The 21494-nt window shown below is 62.6% G+C and carries 15 protein-coding genes and 9 pseudogenes; 13 read left to right on the top strand and 11 right to left on the bottom strand.

The annotated features are described in order from the left end of the window. Nucleotides 1-20: 20 nt before the first annotated feature. The 7 genes and pseudogenes from NKI97_RS21595 (at nucleotide 21) to NKI97_RS21565 (ending at nucleotide 8387) form a co-directional block, all read left to right on the top strand. A complete protein-coding gene (locus NKI97_RS21595) occupies nucleotides 21-1568 on the top strand; it encodes a hypothetical protein (RefSeq protein WP_352836487.1) in 1548 nt (515 codons plus the stop codon). Next, on the top strand, nucleotides 1565-2467 hold the full coding sequence (locus NKI97_RS21590) for a terpene synthase family protein (RefSeq protein ID WP_352836484.1): 903 nt from the start codon (nucleotides 1565-1567) through the stop codon (nucleotides 2465-2467). Before NKI97_RS21595 ends, NKI97_RS21590 begins: the two co-directional genes overlap by 4 nt. An 85-nt stretch (nucleotides 2468-2552) precedes the next feature. After that, the gene (gene fni, locus NKI97_RS21585; RefSeq protein WP_352836482.1) at nucleotides 2553-3602 is read left to right on the top strand and encodes a type 2 isopentenyl-diphosphate Delta-isomerase; all 1050 of its coding nucleotides are present in this window, start codon (nucleotides 2553-2555) and stop codon (nucleotides 3600-3602) included. 336 nt (nucleotides 3603-3938) lie between these two features. Then, entirely contained in the window at nucleotides 3939-4268 is a 330-nt protein-coding gene (locus NKI97_RS21580; RefSeq protein ID WP_502895940.1) for a helix-turn-helix domain-containing protein, read from the top strand. Next, nucleotides 4243-5495 (top strand): annotated as a pseudogene (locus NKI97_RS21575) (type II toxin-antitoxin system HipA family toxin). The gene NKI97_RS21580 and the pseudogene NKI97_RS21575 overlap by 26 nt, the downstream one beginning before the upstream one ends. 1165 nt (nucleotides 5496-6660) lie before the next feature. Further along, nucleotides 6661-6902, top strand: a pseudogene (locus NKI97_RS21570) (AAA family ATPase); the annotation flags it as partial. 102 nt (nucleotides 6903-7004) lie between these two features. Continuing rightward, nucleotides 7005-8387 carry an AAA family ATPase gene (locus NKI97_RS21565; protein ID WP_352485047.1) on the top strand — a complete coding sequence of 461 codons (1383 nt, stop codon included), beginning with the start codon at nucleotides 7005-7007 and terminating at the stop codon, nucleotides 8385-8387. Between the two features lie 695 nt (nucleotides 8388-9082). Here NKI97_RS21565 and NKI97_RS21560 read toward each other — a convergent pair. From NKI97_RS21560 to NKI97_RS21545, 4 genes and pseudogenes are all read right to left on the bottom strand, one after another. After that, nucleotides 9083-9364, bottom strand: a complete 282-nt coding sequence (locus NKI97_RS21560) for a Fic family protein (RefSeq protein WP_352485048.1) — start codon at nucleotides 9362-9364, stop codon at nucleotides 9083-9085. A gap of 160 nt (nucleotides 9365-9524) precedes the next feature. After that, nucleotides 9525-9707 carry a Fic/DOC family N-terminal domain-containing protein gene (locus tag NKI97_RS21555; RefSeq protein WP_352836480.1) on the bottom strand — a complete coding sequence of 61 codons (183 nt, stop codon included), beginning with the start codon at nucleotides 9705-9707 and terminating at the stop codon, nucleotides 9525-9527. A 113-nt stretch (nucleotides 9708-9820) separates the two neighbouring features. Next, nucleotides 9821-10018: pseudogene (locus NKI97_RS21550) on the bottom strand (transposase domain-containing protein); the annotation flags it as partial. Between the two features lie 2 nt (nucleotides 10019-10020). Then, nucleotides 10021-10335 carry a hypothetical protein gene (locus tag NKI97_RS21545; protein WP_352836477.1) on the bottom strand — a complete coding sequence of 105 codons (315 nt, stop codon included), beginning with the start codon at nucleotides 10333-10335 and terminating at the stop codon, nucleotides 10021-10023. Nucleotides 10336-10508: 173 nt separating this feature from the next. On the opposite strand from NKI97_RS21545, the gene NKI97_RS21540 reads away from it, so the two are divergent. After that, a complete protein-coding gene (locus NKI97_RS21540; protein ID WP_352836538.1) occupies nucleotides 10509-12578 on the top strand; it encodes a recombinase family protein in 2070 nt (689 codons plus the stop codon). On the opposite strand, the pseudogene tnpC reads toward NKI97_RS21540, so the two are convergent. From tnpC to NKI97_RS21525, 3 genes and pseudogenes are all read right to left on the bottom strand, one after another. Continuing rightward, nucleotides 12564-14012 (bottom strand): annotated as a pseudogene (tnpC, locus tag NKI97_RS21535) (IS66 family transposase); the annotation flags it as partial. The gene NKI97_RS21540 and the pseudogene tnpC overlap by 15 nt on opposite strands. A gap of 73 nt (nucleotides 14013-14085) precedes the next feature. After that, entirely contained in the window at nucleotides 14086-14430 is a 345-nt protein-coding gene (gene tnpB, locus NKI97_RS21530) for an IS66 family insertion sequence element accessory protein TnpB (protein ID WP_023675163.1), read from the bottom strand. Then, nucleotides 14427-14807 carry a transposase gene (locus NKI97_RS21525; RefSeq protein WP_245274633.1) on the bottom strand — a complete coding sequence of 127 codons (381 nt, stop codon included), beginning with the start codon at nucleotides 14805-14807 and terminating at the stop codon, nucleotides 14427-14429. The genes tnpB and NKI97_RS21525 overlap by 4 nt, the downstream gene beginning before the upstream one ends. A gap of 151 nt (nucleotides 14808-14958) precedes the next feature. Here NKI97_RS21525 and NKI97_RS21520 point away from each other — a divergent pair, with 151 nt between their 5' ends. From NKI97_RS21520 to NKI97_RS21500, 5 genes and pseudogenes are all read left to right on the top strand, one after another. Continuing rightward, nucleotides 14959-15162 (top strand): hypothetical protein, encoded by a 204-nt coding sequence (locus tag NKI97_RS21520; protein WP_023723017.1) that lies wholly within the window; start codon nucleotides 14959-14961, stop codon nucleotides 15160-15162. A 28-nt stretch (nucleotides 15163-15190) separates the two neighbouring features. Continuing rightward, the gene (locus NKI97_RS21515; RefSeq protein ID WP_352818366.1) at nucleotides 15191-15436 is read left to right on the top strand and encodes a hypothetical protein; all 246 of its coding nucleotides are present in this window, start codon (nucleotides 15191-15193) and stop codon (nucleotides 15434-15436) included. A 381-nt stretch (nucleotides 15437-15817) separates the two neighbouring features. Beyond that, nucleotides 15818-16059: pseudogene (nifH, locus tag NKI97_RS21510) on the top strand (nitrogenase reductase); the annotation flags it as partial. Nucleotides 16060-16202: 143 nt separating this feature from the next. After that, nucleotides 16203-16554: pseudogene (locus tag NKI97_RS21505) on the top strand (transposase); the annotation flags it as partial. A gap of 239 nt (nucleotides 16555-16793) precedes the next feature. Further along, nucleotides 16794-17078 carry a hypothetical protein gene (locus tag NKI97_RS21500; RefSeq protein WP_023723021.1) on the top strand — a complete coding sequence of 95 codons (285 nt, stop codon included), beginning with the start codon at nucleotides 16794-16796 and terminating at the stop codon, nucleotides 17076-17078. Nucleotides 17079-17923: 845 nt separating this feature from the next. Here NKI97_RS21500 and NKI97_RS21495 read toward each other — a convergent pair. The 4 genes and pseudogenes from NKI97_RS21495 to groL form a co-directional block, all read right to left on the bottom strand. After that, nucleotides 17924-18527: pseudogene (locus NKI97_RS21495) on the bottom strand (IS5 family transposase); the annotation flags it as partial. Nucleotides 18528-18972: 445 nt separating this feature from the next. Continuing rightward, a pseudogene (locus tag NKI97_RS21490) lies at nucleotides 18973-19257 on the bottom strand (3-oxoacyl-[acyl-carrier-protein] synthase III C-terminal domain-containing protein); the annotation flags it as partial. 38 nt (nucleotides 19258-19295) lie between these two features. After that, a pseudogene (locus tag NKI97_RS21485) lies at nucleotides 19296-19714 on the bottom strand (sulfite exporter TauE/SafE family protein); the annotation flags it as partial. A gap of 121 nt (nucleotides 19715-19835) precedes the next feature. Next, nucleotides 19836-21491: a chaperonin GroEL gene (gene groL, locus NKI97_RS21480; protein WP_352836475.1), complete on the bottom strand. Its 1656-nt coding sequence runs from the start codon at nucleotides 21489-21491 to the stop codon at nucleotides 19836-19838. Between the last annotated feature and the right edge of the window lie 3 nt (nucleotides 21492-21494).

The raw sequence follows: 21494 nt of genomic DNA, 5'->3' as shown, positions 1-21494 counted from the left end.
CTGCAGAAGGAACATCCCGCGTGAACGCGCTGTCCGAACAGATCCTTTCCGAATTGCGCCACCTGCTGAGCGAGATGAGCGACGGCGGCAGCGTCGGTCCGTCCGTCTACGACACGGCGCGAGCTCTGCAGTTCCACGGCAACGTCACCGGTCGGCAGGACGCATACGCGTGGCTCATCGCGCAACAACAGGCCGATGGCGGATGGGGAATCGCGGACTTCCCTCTGTTCCGCCATGCGTCCACATGGGCGGCGTTGCTGGCTTTGCAGCGTGCCGATCCTGTTCCCCGCGCTGCCGACGCAGTCCAGGCTGCAACCCGGTTCCTCGAGCGCCAGCCCGATCCCTACCTGCATGCGGTGCCGGAAGACGCGCCGATCGGCGCGGAGCTGATCCTGCCGCAGTTATGCGGCGACGCCGCATCCTTGCTGGGCGGCGTGGCGTTTCCGCGCCACCCGGCGCTGTTGCCGTTGCGGCAAGCGTGCCTGGTCAAGCTGGGGGCGGTGAGGAGGTTGCCGAGCGGCCATCCGCTGCTGCACTCCTGGGAAGCCTGGGGGAGGTCGCCGACCACCGCATGCCCGGATGACGACGGCAGCATCGGCATCAGTCCGGCGGCCACCGCCGCGTGGCGTGCGCACGCCGTGAGACAGGGGAGCACGCCGCAGGTCGGGCGCGCCGACGCGTATCTGCAGGCGGCATCGCGGGCGACGCGCAGCGGCATCGAAGGTGTCGTTCCCAACGTCTGGCCGATCAATGTGTTCGAGCCATGCTGGTCGCTGTACACCCTGCATCTGGCCGGGCTGTTCGCGCATCCCGCGCTCGCCGAGGCGGTGCAAGGGATCGTCGCAGAGCTCGACGCCCGGCTGGGCGTGCGGGGTCTGGGCCCGGCCTTGCACTTCGCGGCCGATGCGGACGACACCGCCGTTGCGTTGTGCGTCCTGCGCCTTGCAGGCCGCGACCCGGCGGTCGATGCGTTGCGCCATTTCGAAATCGGCGAGCTGTTTGTCACCTTCCCCGGCGAGCGCAATGCCTCGGTGTCGACCAACATCCACGCCCTGCATGCGTTGCGACTGTTGGGAAAGCCCGCCGCCGGCACCAGCGCCTACGTTGAGGCCAATCGCAACCCGCACGGTCTATGGGACAACGAAAAATGGCACGTTTCGTGGCTGTATCCCACCGCGCATGCGGTCGCTGCGCTGGCGCAAGGCAGGCCCCAGTGGCGCGACGAGCGCGCGCTGGCGGCGCTGCTGCAGGCGCAGCGCGACGACGGCGGCTGGGGCGCCGGTCGCGCGTCCACATTCGAGGAAACCGCCTATGCGCTGTTCGCGTTGCACGTGTTGGACGGGAGCGAAGAGCCGACAGGGCGCCGGCGCATCGCGCAGGCGGTGGCGCGTGCGCTGGAGTGGATGCTCGCCCGCCATGCGGCGCATGCATTGCCGCAGACGCCGCTGTGGATCGGCAAGGAACTGTATTGCCCCACCCGGGTGGTGCGCGTCGCCGAGCTCGCCGGGTTGTGGCTGGCGCTTTGCTGGGGGCGCGTCTTGGCCGAGGGAGCAGGAGCGGCGCCATGATCCAGACCGAACGCGCGCTGCAGCAGGTGCTGGAGTGGGGGCGTTCCCTGACCGGGTTCGCCGACGAGCATGCCGTCGAAGCGGTCAGGGGCGGCCAGTACATCCTGCAGCGCATCCACCCGAGCCTGCGCGACACCAGCGCCTGCACCGGCCGCGATCCGCAGGACGAAACGCTGATCGTGGCGTTCTATCGCGAACTGGCGCTGCTGTTCTGGCTCGACGATTGCAACGACCTTGGCCTGATCGCGCCGGAGCAGCTCGCCGCGGTGGAGCAGGCGCTGGGGCAGGGCGGGCCGTGCGCGCTCCCCGGATTCGAGGGCTGCGCTGTGCTGCGCGCTTCGCTGGCCGCGCTCGCCTACGATCGTCGCGACTATGCTCAGCTTCTCGACGATACCCGGTGCTACTGCGCGGCGCTGCGCGCCGGACGCGCGCAGGCGGCAGGGGCGGAACGCTGGTCCTACGCCGAGTACCTGCACAACGGCATCGATTCGATCGCCTACACGAACGTGTTCTGTTGCCTGTCGTTGCTGTGGGGGCTGGACATGGCGGCCTTGCGCGCGCGTCCGGCGTTTCGCCAGGTCCTGCGGCTCATCTCCGCGATAGGGCGCCTGCAGAACGATCTGCATGGACGCGACAAGGACAGGTCGGCCGGCGAGGCCGACAATGCGGCGATCCTGCTGCTGCAGCGCTATCCGGCTATGCCTGTGGTGGAGTTCCTCAACGACGAGCTGGCCGGCCATACGCGCATGCTGCACCGGGTGATGGCGGAAGAACGCTTTCCCGCGCCGTGGGGACCGTTGATCGAGGCCATGGCGACCATCCGCGCGCAGTACTACCAGACCTCGACCAGCCGCTACGGCAGCGACGCTGCGAGGGGAGGCCAGCGTGCGTCGGCCTGAACGCGCGGGACGCGGCGGCGTGCCCGCGCTGCCGTCGGTCCGATCCGACGCAACGCTGTCGCCCGATGCGACGGATGGAGCGAGCATGAGCGACACCGCCCTGAGCCGGCGCAAGGACGACCATCTGGACATCGTGCTGGATCGGCGAACGGCCCCTGCCACGGTCGCCGCCGGCTGGGAGTACATCCGTTTCGAACACTGCGCATTGCCCGAGTTGGACCTGACGCAGATCGACCTGCGCGCCTCGCTGCTGGGCAAGACCATGCGCGCGCCGCTGCTGATCAGCTCCATGACCGGCGGCATGCCACGCGCCGAGGCCATCAACCGGCATCTGAGCGAGGCAGCGCAAGCCTTGGGGATCGCCATGTGCGTCGGTTCGCAGCGCGTGAGCCTGCTATCCCGCAACTCGCAGGGGCTGACGCGCGCGCTGCGCCGCCTGGCCCCAGACATTCCCTTGCTGGCCAATATCGGTGCCGCGCAACTGCGCGAGGCCGACGGCCTGGACCTGGCGCGCCGGGCGGTTGATTCGTTGGAGGCCGATGGACTCATCGTCCATCTCAATCCGCTGCAGGAAGCGGTACAGCCGGAGGGCGACCGCGACTGGCGCGGAGTCCTGGCGCAGATCGCTCGCGCCGCGCGCAGCGTGGGCGTGCCGATCGTGGTCAAGGAAGTGGGATCGGGCCTGTCCGCCTCGGTGGCCTGTGCGCTCGTCGAGGCTGGCGTGGCGGTGATCGATGTCGCCGGCGCTGGCGGCACCAGTTGGGCCGCGGTGGAGGGCGAGCGCGCCCGCGATGCAGCCGACCGTGCAGTGGCGATGGCGTTCGCCGATTGGGGGGTTCCGACCCCGGCCAGCGTGCAGGCGGTACGTCGGGCGCTGCCAACGGTGAAGCTGATCGCGTCGGGCGGGATCCGCGACGGCGTCGACGTGGCCAAGGCCATCCGCCTGGGCGCGGACATCGCCGGGCAGGCGGCCGGCGTGCTGCGCGCGGCTACGGTATCCACCGAGGCGGTTGTCGCGCATTTCGAGATCGTCATCCGCCAGTTGGCCGTCGCCTGCTTCTGCACCGGCTCGGCTGATCTGGCGGCGTTGCGTCAGGCGCGCTTGTTGCATTGGGCGCATCTGCCGGCCGGTTGATGCCGCGGTCGCGTCTGTTTCGCGTTCATAGGGCCCCGTCGGGCGCATCGGTGCTGAGGTTAAACTAGCCGTTCGCTGAATGTCTTTGCGTTGGCCGTTTTCGCAGCGACGTACGCACCGCTCGGTGAAAATGCCGTGGGCGGTGGCCATGGCAGCTGTTCTCGGAGGAACGTCCGCTGTGCGGCGGTAACCTGGGAGATCCTCGAATGAAGGACTGATCTCTTTGGATATCATTATCTTCATATATGATACGCGAACAGATCATTAAATTAACTTGCTCGCCGGATGAGATACCTTTGCATATCAATGGGGGCATTGGAATGAATCGTATAGGTAATGGTGGAATCTGAATCGGAAATTCTGCGCGAAATCGGTGGGCTTTTCAGGCAGGTGAGGCAGGGCGCTGCCATGACGCAGCAGCAGGTCGCTGGTTTGGCGGGTATATCCCGTCCCCGCTATCGCGACATCGAAAAGGGGGCCGCGGCGGCGCGTGCGACGACGCTCATGAATGTCGCTCGCGCGCTCGGTCTGGAAATGATGCTGGTTCCGCAAGTCATGGTGCCGGCTGTCCAGGCTCTGTTGCGTCCGCATGATGATGACGACCTGCCCGCCTTTGTTCCTCAATCTGACGATGACGATCATGGCTCCAGTCTTTCACGCACCTAAGACGATCCCGTCGCTGGACGTGCTCTTGAACGCACTGAAGATCGGCACAATCGTTAGGACGCCGGGCGATTTCAATGCATTCAACTTCGATGAGGCCTACCGCGCGACGGGCGGCTTTCCGGTTTTCAGCCTGTCGTTCCGGGCAGCGACCGGAGGATTGCGGAAAGGTCCGAAGCCTCTGGCGGGCGCCTTGCCGGCCTTTTTCGCGAACCTCCTACCGGAGGAGAAGCTACGCGAGGCGATGGAAAAGCACCACGAAGGCAATGTCCGGCCAGGCAATGATTTCGATCTCTTAGCGGCGCTGGGCGCCGATCTGCCGGGAGCCGTACGGGCGTTGCCAAGTGACGGCGCGATCGCGGTTTCGCAGGATGCTTCAAAGGATAAGCCCAAGGCACGGTTCTCACTTGCCGGCGTGCAGATGAAGCTGTCGGTCAGAATGGAAACTGGAAAAGGCGGGGGCCTTACCTTGCCGATGGACGACGAGCAAGGCCGGTACATCGCCAAGTTTTCTTCAACGGTGTTTCCGGGCGTTTCGGAGAACGAATTCGCCAACCTGGCGCTGGCCGCAGCAATCGGCATGGAGGTGCCTGAATGCGAACTGGTCGAGAAGTCCGATTTTGAGGGCTTTCCCGAAGAATTCAACACGCTGTCGGAGGGCAAGGTCCTTCTCGTCAAACGCTTCGATCGCGGCGCCGATGGCGAGAGGATACACATTGAGGATTTTGCTCAGGTCTTCGGTGTCTATCCCTCGCGCAAATACGAGGGCGCTGCTTACCATGACATAGCCTCGGCTCTTGGCGTGGCCGTCTTGACTACGGCGGCTCTCGAATTCGTCCGCCGCTTGGCGCTGACTGTCATCACCGGCAATGGCGACATGCACCTGAAGAACTGGTCGTTGATCTATCGCGGAAACGGCTTTAAGCCGGCCCTTTCACCAATCTACGACCTACTGTCGACCGTGCCATATCTTCCCGCGGACGCCATGGCGCTTTCGCTTGGAGGAGAGCGCTCGTTCAAGGCGCTAGCAGCACCGCGATGGAAAGCATTTGCGAACCGTGCAATCCGGAGCCGCCAGTCCTGAAGGCAGTGGTCGAGACCGTCGAACTCGTCAACGAGCACTGGTGGCATCTGCCTGAGCGCGACGTTGTCGCGGGGAAAGTGCTCGGGTGGATCGACGAGCATGTGAAGGCGATGACGCCGATACTGAACTCCTGCGCCGAGAAGTGAGCCGAGCCTCTTGGCTTAACGTTGGCGGAATGATCGCCAGCGCCGGTGGCCCAGCCTCACTTGGCAGGCTTCTCCCTTTTTGTTGCGCGTCAGTTTTGTCCGCTGTCCAACGATGTCGGATTTGCGACATAGTCGCAGTAGAACTATGATGTTCTTTATAAAACACGTACATGCAGGTTCCGCTGCGAGCCTTAGGTGCTGAGGGAAACGCTTGTCGCATGCAGATGATGTTTATCCGGTGCTCTGGCTGCGGCGAATTGGACCAACAAAGATAGCGTTAGAAAGTATGGCTCCGGCAAAACTCATCCAACATTGCGGTTAAGCGGCCCGACAGTCATCTCCGACAAGCGACAAAATCAACTGAGCGTTCTCGAGTGCCCGTCAGATATGCGCCGTGTGGACCGACGCGACTGCGGTTCAGAATGAGACCCCCGGCGCGTGTCACGATTGCAGGACCCGACGCTCCGGGACAGCTCAAGAACCTCTTGGCTTGCGCGGCGACCATGATTGGCGATACTCCAGCCGAATTGGAGCACCAGAAGCTGGCCCAGCAGCAGCTGCAAATCGGGGTGCAGCACGAGTGCCATCATACGTGCGATTAGTGACAACACCAGCGCGACGGCCCAACGACCGCTTGGGCGGCGTGTAAGAAATTCCGCTCGGCACCACTATCTGAAGATAACCAGGGTGCGCCAAGACAAGACAGGCGAGGTCGAGCCGTCAACGAACGCATTGTAAAAAGCGGCAGATGTTGGTCGCGGTTGAGCGCCAGCTCGTGCTCAATGTGCGAACGGCCGGCCCAGATCAATGGCAGGCTGGAGCGATACAGAGGTATGCGTAGACCGACGTCCTTGCTGCGGTCTCCCCGATCAAAATCGCCTCAGACTCGCTGCCTGACATTCCCAACTTCTTTCCGGTCTGCGAGGTATGCGGGTCGCAAGTAACGGAAGCCGACACGTTGTGTCGCCTTTGTCGGGTCCGCGACACAGGCTGGCTTAGCCAATCTCTTGTTGCCTAAGCAGCTGAAAAGAATTCACGAATTTTCTTCTCCGGCCCAGTCAGTCACGTTGGCACGAGTCTTGAAAACCTTGGTGCAAGGCGGCGAGAGCTGCCAACGCATTCATGTCGCGGGCAGCCGCACATGGAACAGAAGAAGGAAAGCTACATGTCAGGTCTGCGTCAGATCGCGTTCTACGGCAAGGAGGGCATCGGCAAATCGACGACGTCCCAAAATACGCTCGCCGCCCTTGTCGACCTCGGGCGAAGGATCCTCATCGTCGGCTACGACCCCAAAGCCGACTCCACCCGCCTGATCCTGAACGCGAAGGCGCAGGATACGTTCTGCACCTCGCAGAACAAGAAGGTTCGGTGGAAGATCTCGAACTTCAGGACGTGCTCAAGGTCGGCTGCTTCCAAGCATCCTGACTTGTTGTACAGCATGCTGTGAGGACACCTGATGCATTGTCGCGCGAATCGTCGATCAATTGTGAACTCACAAAGGATATCACCATGACTGAGGTTATTCGCTTTACCTGGCAGGCACTTCATGCCCATTTCAAAACCGATGATTTGATGGAGCTGACGAGCTCCCACCGACGGTTTTATCCACATCTCCTGCCGGATCTTCAAACCATGATCGAAGAGCAGATCGCGCCTCTGTCTCCCAAGCTGGTCGGCGTCCACCAGTTCTACGACTCTGAGCCCATGAAGCTATCAGACCTTATCATTCGCCAGGAACATGCCGTCGTTCCGATAACACCCTTGCAATATCAGGACATCGACATCGGCGAAGAGGAGCCTTATGCGTCTCTGCACAACGGCCTGTGGTTGTTCCAGATCGGCGACGAGCCGGTTGCGGTTTTTCTGTCGCAGTTCACCGCCCCATACAATGGCATGACATACGTTCAAGTGGAAATCGCTTTTCTGCCCGGCGAGCAGGCATGCGACTTCTCGCGCGAATTTCTTCGCAAGATCCAGGAGGGCTGCGAGAGCTCACGATATTATCGCAACAAGGTCCTCTCTTTCGAAGAAGATGCAGGAACCTCTGGGATGCAGGGTACGATGCGGGTTCATGGTCTTCCTGCCGTATGCCGGAACGACCTGGTGCTTTCCGAGGCAACTATGGCGCGTCTTGATGCCCACATCTTCGATTTCGACGGACACCGAGAGGAGCTGAAGCGTCTCGGCCAATCGACGCAAAAGGGTATTCTGCTTTACGGACCTCCTGGGACAGGCAAGACGCACGTCATCCGTCATGTTTGTGCCAACCTGCCTGGCCGCACTACCGTTCTGGTCACGGCTGAGCAGACAATTGCGATTGGGTTCTACATCGCGCTGGCGCGTACCTTGCAGCCGAGCATCGTCGTGCTGGAGGACGTCGATCTGGTGGGCCGGTCGCGAGAGGATGTTCATGGTCAAAAGGCCGAACGCCTCCTCAACCGTCTGTTGAACGAGATGGACGGTCTTGAGTCAGGGACAGATATCTTTTTCTTCCTGACGACGAACCGGCCGGAGGACATTGAGGAAGCGCTCGCTTCGCGCCCGGGCCGCGTGGACGAAGCTATTGAAATTCCGCTCCCCGACGCTGGTTGCCGCGAGCGGCTGATAGCGCTCTATGGTGGTGCTCTCACCTTCGAGAGCGGAGCGGTGGCCGATGCCGTCGCACGCTCAGACGGCAGCAGCGCGGTCTATGTCAAGGAGATGGTCCGTCGTCTGGCCCAACGGAGCCTCGCGCGAGATGGCTCTCATTTTGTCTCGCGCGACGATGTGGAGGTGGTCTTCGGCGACTCCGGAGTATTGTCCAGCCGTCTCAACAGGCGCATCGTCGGCCTCACCGACAAGGCGTCAAGAAGAAAAAAGGCCGAAGAAGATGACAGTGACTGCTGCGGCTAAAGTTCTGCGGCCCGAGTGCGCCTTGTGCTGATTTTCGATGACTTCGCTCTAATCAGCGCAAGGCGCCAGTGGGCGCCCCTCGGCCATGCCTGGTCGGCTCGATGCGAGGCCAGGAACGATGAGTGCCCGAATTCACCTGGCGGCTCACCTGCGGAGCGGTCCCGCACCGCTCCGATCCGCCGCAGTCAGTGTTCGTCGTGAACGACGCTTGCGCACTGCCAGCCCTGGATGAACAGCCTCCGATAGCCGAAGCGTCGCCACTAATTGGCGAGGCTGCAGGAGTCGTTCGCGCAGCGTGGTGTGATTTTCATGGAATGAGCACGCGAAAATGCGGGGTCGGGATTCCACGGTCATTGACAGCGTGAGTATGATTTCGCGGTTGGTAGCGATCAGCCACTGTCCAATTCCGTTCCGGTTCGCACGCATTCCAGATAGGCGCGATAGGCGAAGCTGCGGTCGCGCTTCTTCCCCATGGTGTCCACGAGAATATTGGCTTCGGTCAGCGCCTCGATCGCACGGATCGCGGTCGCTTGCTTACGCCGATCAACTTTATGACCGAGGCAACGCTCACGACCGGATGACGCGGCGATTGCTCGAACAGTCTGACTGCGGAGCCGGAGGCGGATTGGGCTTGGAGCAGTCGCACCCGGTGTGAGGATACGAGATTGAACAGTTCACGCGCCGAAGCGACGGCTTCACCGGAAGTGGTGGCGATCGAGAAAGAAGTCTATCCAGCCCTCCCAGTTCCCTTCCACCGGATTAAAATCGAGGCGCCGGTAGTACTCTTCCCTGTGGCGCTTGAAAAACAGGCTGAGATAGAGGAGCCGCGCCTTTAGTAAGCCCCAGTGCTCCAAGAGCAGGGCGATCAGGAGTCGCCCGATCCGCCCGTTGCGGTCGAGATAGGGATAAATGATCTCGAACTGCACGTGGCGAAAACCTGCCCGCACCAGCTTCGCTAGCGGATCGTCGACGTGGATGTATTTCTCAAATTCGCTGGGAAGCTGGGGAAGCTTATCCGGTGGCGGCGGGACCTAGGTCGCATTGCCTGGCCGACTTCCCCCGATCCAGTTCTGGCTGCGGCGTACGTCTTCTTGTTCGAACAACGCACGACGCGCATCAACCGCTTGTGCGTCTCGTTCAGGAGCGCATGGAAATCGGCAGCCCCTGCTTCGACGCAAGCTGGTCGCGGGCATAGGCGAGCGTGTCGAGGTAGTTCGTGACCGCTTCCATATCGGCGTTGGGTGCCGGCCCCTCTTCGGCCTCGAAAGCCAGAAGGTCCACGAGTGCTGCCTGCGTGCCCTCGATCTGCGACGAGATCACTGCCTCCTTGCGCACGAAGGCATAGATGAACCATCGAGGTCAAGGCACCATATCGCCAGCGCTCGCCGCCCTTGTCGACCTCGGGTGATTGGTTAGCGGGTAGCTGATGCCGTTCAGCGGTGGTAGTTCCAAGGCATGAGCGCCTCGATAGCGCTGTTTGGCCAGCCATTGGCGATGCGCTCGAGGGTCTGGGTGAGCCAGGCGTGCGGATCGACCTGGTTCATCTTGGCGGTGGTCAGCAGCGTGGCGATGGTGGCCCATGTCCGTCCGCCGCCGTCGCTGCCCGCGAAGAGGCTGTTCTTTCGGGTAATTGTCATCTCGGGGTCATTCTGCCCATGTTGGGCAGGAGGTCGAGGTCCATTACCGTTGGCACCCGTATTTCGGACATCGGCTTCGCTGCGAGAACAGCGAAGAGCGCGCCAACGGCCGGATCATTCATCTCGTCGTCGCGCCCGGGCATGTCATTACCGCTCCGGCCTGGATGATCGATCCCGTGGCTTGCGCGGCGATGGACCTGGGCTCCCCGCGCGTATCGCTTGCCGCGCTGCTTGAGCTTCACAAGCTCTTGATCGAACGCCGTTTCCGGCGAGGCTGTCCGGATGGTTTCACCATCGCGGAGGCGCAACATGAGAACCCTGCCACCACCGACACGATCTCTCGTGGTCGTTCGCCAACTCAGCTTGCCGCTCGACTCGCAGAAGCTGAACGGGCTGAGTTCAGCGCAACGGACCATAGTGATCGTCCGGCTCGCCAACGTATTGATGGCCGCCGCCGGCGTGGCAACGGAGGAGGAGAGCTGCGATGACGAGCGGTAATCTGATTCCGACTGCCGTCCTCAAGCGCAAGGCTGTCGTCTATGTGCGTCAGTCCACTCAGGCGCAGGTCCAGCTCAACCTTGAGAGCCAACGTCGGCAATATGAGCTTGTCGACGTCGCGCGGCGCTGGGGATTCCGCAAAGTAGAGGTGATCGACGAGGATCTGGGACGAACCGCAAGCGGGGCTGTGGAGCGTCCCGGTTTCGAGCGCCTGGTCGACGATCTGTGCACCGGCCATGTGGGCGCCGTGCTTTGCCTGGAGGCGTCCCGCCTGTCGCGCAACGGGCCGGACTGGCATAGGCTGCTCGAGTTGTGCGGCGAAGTTGATGCACGCGTGATCGATCTGGACGGAGTCTACGATCCGGGATTGCCGAACGACCGCCTGCTGCTCGGTATGAAGGGCAGCATCAGCGAGTTCGAGCTCGGCGTGCTGCGTGCCCGCATGTACGAGGCCGCCCGCGCCAAGGCACAGCGCGGGGAACTGCGCATCTCCGTGCCTTTCGGCTATGTCTGGCACCGCGATTACGGTCTCGGGTTCGATCCCGACATGCGCCTGCAGGAGACCATTCGCCTGATATTCGCGCGCTTCCGCGAACTCGGCAGTGCGCGCCAGGTCCTGATCTCGATGATCGACGATGGCGTGCATTTCCCCAGACCCTCCGACGGCAAGAAGATGGTGTCCTTCGACTGGGTTCCGATCCGCTACCGCAACGTGATCTCGATCCTGAAGAACCCATTCTACGCCGGCGCCTATGTCTATGGTAAGAGCGAGAAGCGCACTGAGATCGTCGATGGCCGCGTTCGCAAGAGCTATGGCCATTACAAGCCGGCTAGCGAGTGGGCGGTGGTGCTCAACGACCATCACGAAGGCTACATCGGATGGAGCGAGTACGAACGGAACCAGGAACTGCTCGCGGCCAACGCTTATGGCAAAGCCGGCGGCGTCAAGTCGGGCCGCGGCGGTCGCGCACTGCTCCCCGGTCTCATCTCCTGTGGTCGATGCGGGCGAAGACTGGTTGTCATGTATGCCGGACGCGGCCAAGGTTATCCGGTATATCGCTGCGAGCGCGGCAACCTCATGATGGCCCAGGCGCGATGCATGTCGTTCAACGGCTTTCGCACCGACGCGGCGGTGACCCGCGAAGCGCTGGAGGCGGTTGCGCCGATGGCGATCGAAGCGGCGTTGGAGGCTGAACGGATGCAGCTGGAGAGCGAAGCCAGGCGGCGGCAGATGATCGAGATGGACCTGCAGCAGGCGCGCTATGAGGCATCGCTCGCCGAGCGCCGCTATGCCGCTTGCGACCCGGAGAACCGGCTTATTGCGGCCCAGCTCGAGAGGAGTTGGGAAGCCACGCTCAGGCGCGTGGAGACCTGCGAGGCCCGGCTGAGCGAAGTCCAGCGTGTGGAGCCTGTCGACGCGGTTCCGGACTTCACGGGCCTCGCCCAGGATCTCGAGGCCACCTGGAACGCGCCGGGTGTCGACATGCGCTGTCGTCAGCAACTGCTGCGCGCGCTCATCAAGGACATCGTGGCGGATGTCGATGACGATGCGCGCGACGTGATCTTGACCATCCACTGGCACGGAGGCCAGCACTCGCAGGTACGGGTTCGCAAGCCCAAATCCGGAGAGCATGGCCAGCGTACGCCTGAGGAGGCTCTGGCGATCATGCGATCCATGGCAACCCGATGGTCGGATGCCGAAATCGCTGCCACACTCAACCGCATGGGCATGCAGACCGGTCAGGGAAAGACCTGGACCGCGCGTCGCGTCCAATCGCTGCGCACGGTGCACAAGATCAGCGGCTATCGCTCTTCCGACAAGAATGGCGAGTGGCTCACCATGTCGGACGCGGCCGCCCGGCTTGGAGTCTCGCACGTCAAAATCCGCCGGTTCATCAGGGATGGCCTCTTGCCTGCCGAGCAGGTCATGCGCGGCGCACCCTACCAGATCCGCGCCAGCGACCTCGAAGACGAACGGATCAAGGCCGATTTGGCGCGCAATACTCCGCATCGCATCCACGACGACAACCAGGAATCGCTGTTTTCCGCCATTTGAAAAGGAGGTGCATAATGAATCGGTCTTCGCCTGTGGCCTGATGGCGCGCTCGACGGTGTTGGAGTCGATTTCGATGCGGCCGTCGGTGAGGAAGCGCTCCAGCGCGGCACGCCGGCCGAGCGCATAGCGGATCGCCTCGGCGGGCTTCGATTTTCCTGACAGCTTGGGCAGCTCCTTTTCCCACAGCGCAAAGAGAGCGGCAACGACGGCGGCGGATTTCTCCTGACGCGCAGTTATCCGTACTGCCGGGTCCTGGCCGCGTACGGCCTCCTCGGCGGCCCACAGTGGGGCCATCTGCGCCACCGTCTGCGAGGCGATAACGGAGGAGCCTGCGGCATGCAGTTCGTAGAACTTGCGCCGCACGTGCGACCAGCACGCCGCCAGCATCACGCCGTCATTGCCCCGATCGGATCGGGCCAGCCGGTTATAGGCGGCGTATCCGTCGACTTGCAGGATGCCGCGATAGCCGTCCAGATGACGGGCGACACATTCGCCGGCGCGGCTGTCCTCGAAGCGGTAGGCGACGATGGGCGGTCCACTGCCGCCAAAGGGCCGATCATCGCGGACATAGGTCCAGAGGTAGGCCGTCTTGGCCTTGCCAGATCCCGGCGCCAGCGTTGGCAGCGTGGTCTCATCGGCGAAGACCCGCTCCCCCTGCTTGATGCGAGCCAGTGCGTAATCGGCGAGCGGCTCGAGCTCGAAGCCGAGTTTGCCCATCCACTGCGCCATCTGTGACCGGTCGATCTCGACCTGATCGCGGGCATAGATCGCTTCCTGGCGGTAGAGCGGCAGGCCATCGGCGTATTTCGACACCGCGATCTGCGCCAGCAGCGCTTCGGTCGGAATGCCGCTTTCGATGATGCGGGCGGGCGCGGCTGCCTGGATGACGCCGTCCCAACCCTTGTAGGCATATTTGGGGCGACGCGTAACGATCACCCGGAACTTCGCCGGGGTGACATCGAGCCGTTCGGAGACGTCCTCGCCGATCAGGATCTTTTCCAGCGCTTCGCAGCCAGCAGGCGTTTCGGGCTCGATGACCACCTCGACCCGTTCGAGATGGGCCGCAAAGCCTTTGCGAGGGCGCGGGGCGCGCTTCGCTTTCGAGCCGCCCGCAGACTTCTCCATCTGCGCTTGGATGGCCGCCACGCCGGTTTCGATCTCGTCGAAGACCAGAGCGTACTGCTCCTCGCTCAGCGCACCGGCCCGCAACCTTTCGGAGCGGCTGCCGAAGCGCGACCGCTCCAGCATCTTCACCACCGCCGTCAGTCGTGCGATCCGCTCCTCGGCGCTCTTGTTGACCAACTCGAGATGCGTATTGTGGGCTTCGAGATCGGCATTACGCTCTTCCAGACCGGCGGCTTTTTCGGCCATGGCAACAACCATCGCCTTGAGCGCGTCAACGTCGTCCGGGAGCGCGAGATCGGGTGCCGACATGGCCAAAATCAGAGCATATTCGCGGGCAATTTTCCCGCGTTTTCAGCTCCCTGATTCATCATGCCGCAGGGTTTTACCCAACCGATTGCGGCCGCCTGACGGTCTCCGTTCGAACCCGTTTCCAGTCCATTCCGTCAACCAGAGCCATGAGCTGAGCATGATTGAGCTGGACCCGGTGGTGGCCGATCCGCGGCCAGCAGAACTTCGCCTCATCCAGCCGCTTGGCATAAAGACACACGCCGCTGCCGTCCCACCAGACGATCTTGATCCTGTCCGCTCTTTTGGCGCGGAATACATAAAGTGCGCCATTGAATGGATCCGAGCCGGCATCGCGCACCAGTGCCAAAAGGCCGTCGGGACCTTTTCTAAAATCGACGGGATGACTGGCGACCAACACCTTCACGCCAGCCGGGATCATGCCTGGCGAACCGCCCGGATAATCCGCACCAGCTGCTCCTCATTGATATCGGCACCGGCGCGAATGACCACGCCACCCAGCTCGATCTCCACCGACGCAGACGCTGTCGGCGTGACCTCGACAAAGCCGAGCCGCTCCGCATCCCTGTGTGGCGTGACCGCACCGCTCTTGATCGCCTTGCTCCGCCAGCCGAACAGCTGGGCCGGCGCCATCCCCGCTTGTCTGGCAATGGCCGATACATTCGCGCCCGGCTTCAGTGTCGCCTCGATCAGCCGCGACTTCGCTTCCGCCGACCAGCGCCGCCGCGGACGCTGCGGGCTTGCCTCCAGTCGGTTGGCAACCGCTTCAAGAACATGGAAACTTCTATCATCAGGCATAGGCGCAGACATAGAAATTGACACTGCAAGCTCCTCGGCTCCTTGCTTCAGTGTCAGTATGTCTCGCTCATCACCTCAAGCCGCGCCAGATGGGGTCAGCTTGGCGCTTACGGTGATTGCCATGACGACCATTGTGTACCGAGATGGGATCATGGCAACGGACAGCCGCGTCTATTCGAGCGACGGCAGCCCGATCGGCTTCAAGAAAAACCTGCACGTCCTGCCCAATGGCGCCCTGGTCGCGTCCTCGTCGAGTGATGTCGGCCAGACCGACGCCGCGAGCCACGGCGGCCAGACCGACGCCTTCGCCAAATGGTGCAGCCAGGTGGTCAACGAAGGCCATCCCCACCCATGACAGCAAGATCGGCGTCAAGGCGCTGCTGGTGTGGACCGACGGCACCGTCCACTACAGGAACCATTGGTCCTGCTTTACCGGGCCGCTCGAGGCGCCATTCTTCGCGATCGGCTCCGGCACGGAGTTTGCACTGGGCCCGCTGCACGCGGGCAGAACGGCCGAGGAAGCGGTCAGGATCGCCAGCGAGTACGATTCCTTAACCGGCGGGCCGATCCACACTGCGAAGCTCTCCCCTATCCCGAACCCGCCCAACACCCCGATTTCGGGTGTCTAGCCGTGAAGAATCTACGCCGTCAACGTCACCCAGCGGCTGACGCTTACCTAATGCGGCCGCAGCCGAGGCGCAAAGACCAAGCATGTGCTAACGTTCAACATGGATCACCCGATTGGAGGCCGGCCAGTTGTCGGGCTCCTGGGAGATCAATAGCGGTCGCAAGTAACGGAATCCGACACATTGTCGTCTTTGTCGGGTCCGCTACACACGGTTTGCTTAGCCAATCTCTTGTTGCCTCGGGCTAAGCAGCTGAAAAATACACAAATTTTGCTCCGGCCCAACTCAGCCGAGTTGGCACGGGTCTTGGAGCCCTTGGTGCAAGGCGGCGAGCTGCCTTCATGGCGCGGGCAGCCGCAAATGGAACAGAAGAAGGAAAGCTACATGTCACGTCTGCGTCAGATCGCGTTCTACGGCAAGGGGGGCATCGGCAAAGTCGACGACGTCCCACGCTCGCCGCCCTTGTCGACCTCGGGCGAAGGATCCTCATCGTCGGCTGCGGCCACAAAGCCGACTCCACCCGCCTGATCCTGAACGCGAAGGCGCAGGATACGTTCCTGCACCTCGCAGCACAAGAAGGCCCGGTGGAAGATCTCGAACTCCAGGACGTGCTCAAGGCCGGCTACTTCCATGCATCCTGACTTGTTGTACAGCATGCTGTGAGGACACCTGATGCATTGTCGCGCAAATCGTCGCTCCATTATGAGCTCGCAAAGGATATCATCATGACTGCCGTTCGCTTTGCATGGCAGGCACTCCATGCCCATTGGCGCTCTACGAGGATGTCTACTGCCGGCGCGGCGCGGCCGAGAACCACATCAAGTCGTGGAAGACGCATCTTGCCGCCGACCGCACCTCCTGCACAAGAGCGACGGCCAACCAGTTCCGGCTCTTCCTGCATGCCGGCGCCTACTGGCTCATGTGGGGCCTGCGCGCCCCAATGCCGAAACGCTCGAGCTTCGCAGTCGCCCAATTCGACACGCTGCGATTGCGCCTCATCAAAATCGCTGCGCGGGTGGTCGAGATGAAATCGCAAATCCGCCTGCACCTGCCGACATCGGTGCCCCGACCAGCGCATCCTGCGCATCGTCCTCGATCGCATCCCCCAACTCGCGACATAACGATGGGGGCAGACGCCCCGAAACGAACCCGCCGACCGCAACCCGCAAACCCTCGCCTTCCATCACGACGGATCACCGCCGGCGCCTGATGAGGCTTGGGAAAACGCACAGCAAAGGAAACCAGATCGCCGCTTCAGGCCGCCGAAAGCTCTTCGCCGTGCATCAAGCGGGCTAGGTTCCGCGGGCGATCTAATGCTCCCAGAATCTCTACAATCAACTTTTGTGTCGAGGAGGAAAGTATGTGGTATAAGACGGCGATGGTGGTCGCGCTGGCCACAATCTGCACAGGCTGCATGACGGCGGAAGACCGCCGTGCCGCGGACGAGGACCGCCGTGCCGCGGACGAGGCGCAATGCCGGTCCTACGGCTTCGTCGGGAACGATGCCTTCGCCGAATGTCTGCAGCGCATCGAGCTCGAGCGCCGCGCGGACCTGAGAAGCGCGTGCGCTTTCGATCCTTGGGACCGGCCGGTGATCTATCGTCCGGTCATCATCCGGCCATGGCCCTGTTTTGAAGATTGGTAGATTCATGTCGTTTATGCAGCCTGTCAGGATGTTCCTTACGACGCGACCGGGCACTCGATAGGATCAAAGGCGTGTGCGGCTAGAGCTGGTCCGGCGATGAAGCGGGGGATCTCGGCTTCGTCGCCACAGGTTTTGGCAGCAGCGTCATTCCGACCACCGCAAGGAGCCGGAGAAGCTCGCCTACTATCTGGTCTGGGGCACGGCGTTGGCCGAACTGGCCGGTGCCGCCGCCTGCGCTGGGCGGTCGAGGAATGGCTTCGAGCGCACCAAAGACGATCTCGGCCTCGACCACTACGTCGTGAAATTCGCTGACTGCTTTTGAGGCTACTGTCAGCTAGCTCTGCCAAAAGGGTTGTTGTTGGGACAAACAACTGGCGACCTTATGAAACCAGTCACCTTACCAAAACCGTCCGACGTGCCGATCGCAGATGGCAAACGACACCGGATCATCCGCAAAACATTAAAGAACGAGAGAAAGGCAACAATGACACCGTCACCAAAAGATGTCGCGGCCCCGGGCCTCCCGAAACCGTCGACGAAATTTCGGCCTGACTGGCTGCGCCCGATACTTCCTGCGATCGCGCTGGCCCTGGTAACGACCGCTCCGGATCCGGGCGCCACTTACAACGGGGGACGGAAATGTGAGAAATTTCCTAAATCTTTGTTGTGCAATCCGCCAGACGACGGAGCAGACGACGGAGCGGACCGTGGTCAAGGGTGATGGATGAGCTTTTCCGCCCCATGTCCTTTGTCACAGGTTTGTCCTTCGTTGATGGGCAGCACGGGGACGAGATGGGGCTTAAGACGACGGTTGATCCAGCTCTTATCCGCGGGTTGGTAACCGCACTGGTGCCTTCGGCCACACGCGGTCCCTGATATCCAGGTCGGCGAACACCTTTCGGATGAAGGGGAATGGTCGCCGCGAGGCGTTCAGGACCGGGCCGGCGCCGTCGCGATCCTGGATGCTGGCGGGATGCGGATAAGGGACGAGAGCCCGACCGGCGGTGTCGACCAGCGCATGGCGCTTGCGGCCTTTGTCTTCTTGCCGGCGTCATAGCCACGCGGCCCGCCACTCTCGCAGGTCTTCACGGTCTGGCTGTCGATGACGGAGGCCGTGGGTGAAGCCTCTCGGCCGCAACGTTCGCGATCCAGCATCAGGAGCTTGTGGTTGATCTTCTCGAACAGGCATGTGTCACGGAACAAGCAAAACCAGCGAAACACCGTGCTCCTCGGCGGAAAATCCGATGGCAGAAGACGCCACCCGATCCCGCCGCGCATGACGTAGAAGATCGCGTTCACGATCTCGCGCAATGGCCATTTGCGCGGTCGCCCCGTCGGGCGCGCCGTGGGCATGAGTGGCGCGATCAAACTCCACTCTGCGTCCGTCATGTCTGTTTCGTAACGCAGGCTTCCGCGGTTATGCTGGCGGCGAGTAGCTGGCGTCCACATCAGGTCTCTCCAATCAGGCTTCGACAACACGTTGGAATCACGACCGCGCCAGCTGCTCAACCCCTTCGGCGAGATCAATATTGGAGCACATGTTTGTGTGGATGTAGATTCACACGAATCCACTAACACATTGAATGCGAGGGCGGCTTGCGGCATGACCGAGGTGCGTGAGGATAGCGGCCCCCCGCCGTAGCCTTGCTGATAGTGCCGTGCGGTTGACGGATCGGATTATGCTCGGCGTCTCGCGATCGTCGAGCATAACGCGCGAAGCCCGCGAGCCCGACGATCCAAGGCAAACCGGCATGGCGAAACACTGCCTTCATGAACAAGCCGTCCGAAGCTCCAGTCCATCCAGAATAGCGTTGGTCGGGCGAGTGACAAACTGGCGAACAGCCTTCACGTGTGCCGCGCATGAGAGCGCCGGCCAACGAGCGGGCAAAACCCGTCAAAGCTTCTTGAGCAGTGCGCCGCCGATCGAGTATCCCCGCCCTGAAGGTGCAGAGCAGGCCGTAATCGCCCGCCTTCATATCCTCGTGGTTTTCCTTGAAGGCGATGATCGCGCCGGCCGCCGCCGTGTTGCCGAGCCGCTCCAGCACCATTGGCGCCCGGTCATGCCGACATCATGGCCGAAGGAGAGCTTCAGGATCATCGCGTTCATGCGCGCATTGGCCTGATGCAGCCAGAACCGGCGGATGCCATGCGGGGTCAGGCCGTGCTCGGCCAGGAAATCCGTTGAACATTGCCCGCAGCGGTGTTTCAGCCGCCGACCATCGGACCCCAACCACCGCCACCGGCCGGTGGCGGAACGCGCCTGCGGCGCCCAGCGGAGCCACCAGGCAGGTAGGAACCGGATTGTTGGGGATCTTGCGGAACCACCGGAGCTGTTTCACCATGTCGCCGTCGAAACAAGGTCAGCACGAAGGCGCCGAGGCAGCCGCCGAGGGGATGCCGAACGGTGCAAGCCGCCAGAACAGCTTCCAGTCGATATTGCGGTGGTAATGGTGCGCCGTGCCGGATGCGGCCGTGGTGAACACTTCCGCCGCGTGCACCGCGGCCGAAGCCTGCGCCGGCGGAACGCCGAAGGAAAGCAGAACCGTCGAGGAGATCGCGCCGTATGCCATGCCAAGCGCACCGTCGACTGCCTGGGCGAGAAAGCCGACTATGGCGAACAGAATGAATTCAGTCATTGGTGTCCGCCATAAAGTGCGCCGCATGCAGGCCTGTGGATCGGGCAGCCGGCTTGGATCCGCGCCAGAGAAAAGGGCGGCATCGCTGCCGCCCTTTTCCTGTAGTTGGAGGTTGGCTGGATCAGAAATCCATACCGCCCATACCGCCCATGCCGCCGCCGCCCATGCCGCCAGGCATGCCGCCGCCGCCACCCGACTCCTTCTTCGGAGCCTCGGCGATCATGGCTTCGGTGGTGACCAGCAGGCCGGCGACCGAGGCCGCGTCCTGGAGAGCCGTGCGCACGACCTTCATCGGATCGACGATGCCCATGGCGATCATGTCGCCATATTCGCCGGTCTGGGCGTTGAAGCCGAAGGTCGCGCCCTTGTTGTCGAGGATCTTGCCGGCGACGATCGAAGCTTCGGCGCCTGCGTTCGCTGCGATCTGGCGGGCCGGAGCCTGCAGGGCGCGGCGAACGATGGCGATGCCGGCCGTCTGGTCGGCATTGGCGCCGGTGACGGTAATGGCCAGCGAAGCGCGCAGCAGGGCGACGCCGCCGCCGGGAACGATGCCTTCTTCGACGGCCGCGCGGGTCGCGTTGAGGGCGTCATCGACGCGGTCCTTCTTTTCCTTGACTTCGATCTCGGTCGCACCGCCGACGCGGATCACGGCAACGCCGCCCGCCAGCTTGGCGAGACGCTCCTGCAGCTTCTCCTTGTCGTAGTCCGAGGTGGTCTCCTCGATCTGCTGCTTGATCTGGGCGACGCGGCCCTGGATCTCGGCCTTCTTACCGGCGCCGTCGACGATGGTGGTGTTCTCCTTGGAGATCGACACCTTCTTGGCGCGGCCGAGCATGTTGAGGCCGACATTCTCGAGCTTGATGCCGAGGTCTTCGGAGATGACCTGGCCACCGGTGAGAATGGCGATGTCTTCCAGCATGGCCTTACGGCGATCACCGAAGCCCGGCGCCTTGACGGCAGCGATCTTCAGGCCGCCACGCAGCTTGTTGACGACCAGCGTGGCCAGGGCCTCACCTTCGACGTCTTCGGAGATGATGACCAGCGGCTTCGAGGTCTGCACGACAGCCTCGAGGATCGGCAGCATGGCCTGCAGGTTGGAGAGCTTCTTCTCGTGGAGGAGGATGTAGGCGTCTTCCAGATCCGCAACCATCTTGTCGGCGTTGGTGACGAAGTAGGGCGAGAGATAGCCGCGGTCGAACTGCATGCCTTCGACGACTTCGAGTTCGGTCTCGGCGGTCTTGGCTTCCTCGACCGTGATGACGCCCTCATTGCCGACCTTCTGCATCGCTTCGGCGATCATCGAGCCGACCGACACGTCGCCATTGCCGGCGATGGTGCCGACCTGGGCAACCTCTTCCGAGGTCTTGATCTTCTTGGCGTTCTTGATCAGCGTCGCGACGACGTCGGCGACGGCGAGGTCGATGCCGCGCTTGAGGTCCATCGGGTTCATGCCGGCGGCAACCGACTTGTGGCCTTCCTGGACGATCGACTGTGCCAGAACGGTCGCGGTCGTGGTGCCGTCGCCGGCGATGTCGTTGGTCTTCGAAGCAACTTCGCGGACCATCTGCGCGCCCATATTCTCGAACTTGTCCTCCAGCTCGATTTCCTTGGCGACGGTGACGCCGTCCTTGGTGATGCGCGGTGCGCCGAACGACTTGTCGATGACGACGTTGCGGCCCTTGGGGCCGAGCGTGACCTTCACTGCGTCGGCGAGGATGTTGACGCCGCGCAGCATGCGCTCACGAGCGTCGCGGGAAAATTTTACGTCTTTGGGCATTTT

Source organism: Mesorhizobium sp. M0296, assembly GCF_040321675.1.
Taxonomy (GTDB): Bacteria; Pseudomonadota; Alphaproteobacteria; order Rhizobiales; family Rhizobiaceae; genus Mesorhizobium.
This window is presented reverse-complemented; position numbering and strand designations above follow the sequence as displayed.

Coding starts and splice junctions, on each gene's coding strand:
- NKI97_RS21590 (WP_352836484.1), top strand. CDS start 1,565: ATGATCCAGACCGAACGCGCGCTGCAGCAGGTGCTGGAGTGGGGGCGT.
- fni (WP_352836482.1), top strand. CDS start 2,553: ATGAGCGACACCGCCCTGAGCCGGCGCAAGGACGACCATCTGGACATC.
- NKI97_RS21580 (WP_502895940.1), top strand. CDS start 3,939: ATGGTGGAATCTGAATCGGAAATTCTGCGCGAAATCGGTGGGCTTTTC.
- NKI97_RS21565 (WP_352485047.1), top strand. CDS start 7,005: ATGACTGAGGTTATTCGCTTTACCTGGCAGGCACTTCATGCCCATTTC.
- NKI97_RS21545 (WP_352836477.1), bottom strand. CDS start 10,335: ATGTTGCGCCTCCGCGATGGTGAAACCATCCGGACAGCCTCGCCGGAA.
- NKI97_RS21540 (WP_352836538.1), top strand. CDS start 10,509: ATGACGAGCGGTAATCTGATTCCGACTGCCGTCCTCAAGCGCAAGGCT.
- tnpB (WP_023675163.1), bottom strand. CDS start 14,430: ATGATCCCGGCTGGCGTGAAGGTGTTGGTCGCCAGTCATCCCGTCGAT.
- NKI97_RS21525 (WP_245274633.1), bottom strand. CDS start 14,807: ATGCCTGATGATAGAAGTTTCCATGTTCTTGAAGCGGTTGCCAACCGA.
- NKI97_RS21520 (WP_023723017.1), top strand. CDS start 14,959: ATGGCAACGGACAGCCGCGTCTATTCGAGCGACGGCAGCCCGATCGGC.
- NKI97_RS21500 (WP_023723021.1), top strand. CDS start 16,794: ATGTGGTATAAGACGGCGATGGTGGTCGCGCTGGCCACAATCTGCACA.
- groL (WP_352836475.1), bottom strand. CDS start 21,491: ATGCCCAAAGACGTAAAATTTTCCCGCGACGCTCGTGAGCGCATGCTG.